This window comes from Micromonospora sp. CV4, from assembly GCF_003667455.1.
Taxonomy (GTDB): domain Bacteria; phylum Actinomycetota; class Actinomycetes; order Mycobacteriales; family Micromonosporaceae; genus Micromonospora.
Genome location: NZ_RCVI01000423.1, coordinates 1 through 714 on the forward strand (window position 1 = coordinate 1; position 714 = coordinate 714).

Genomic DNA, 714 nt, shown 5'->3' on the forward strand with positions numbered 1-714 from the left:
CACCCGCAGAAGCGGTACGCCAGCGGGCCGCGCTCCGGTGACCCTGCTGGGGCACCGCACGGACGTGGCCGACCTGCTCGCCGCCGCCGACCTCGCGGTGGTGACCAGTGACTGGGAGGCCCGGCAGCTGTTCGCCCAGGAGGCGCTGCGGGTCGGCGTACCGCTGGTGGCCACCGCGGTCGGCGGGCTGCCGGAGCTGGTCGGCGACGCCGCCGCGCTGGTCCCCGCCGGCGACGTGGACGCCGTCGACGCGGCGGTACGCGCGTTGCTCGACGACCCGCAGGCCCGGGCCGAGCTGGGCCGGCGCGGCGCCGAGCGGGCGGCGACGTGGCCCACCGAGGCGGACACCGTGGCCGCGTTGGCGGCCCTCTACGCCGAGCTGGCCGCGGCGCCCTCCGGTGCGGCGACGGCGGACCCCGACGCCCCGAGGACGGGACACCGGTGATGCTGCGCCGACTCGCTCCCGCCCTGTTGACCGTGCTCGTGGTGGTGCTGGGCGTCACCGCGCTGGCCGCGCGCCCGCCGCAGGGCATCCCGCAGCGCACCGCCGACTTCGTGGTGCTCGCCGGGGTCGCCGGCCTGCGCTGGGAGGACGTGGACCCGCAGAGCACCCCGACACTGTGGCGGATGGCGCAGGACGGCTCGATCGGCTCGCTGTCGGTGCGTTCCGCGCACCGACCCACCTGCCCGGTGGACGGCTGGCTGACCCTGGGC

The 714-nt window shown here is 78.0% G+C and carries 1 protein-coding gene and 1 pseudogene; both read left to right on the forward strand.

Features of this window, described 5'->3' with window-relative positions:
- On the forward strand, nucleotides 1-445 hold a 445-nt coding region (locus EAD98_RS29375), incomplete at its 5' end, for a glycosyltransferase (protein WP_121657209.1).
- Nucleotides 445-714 (forward strand): annotated as a pseudogene (locus EAD98_RS29380) (hypothetical protein); the annotation flags it as partial. The gene EAD98_RS29375 and the pseudogene EAD98_RS29380, both read left to right, overlap by 1 nt.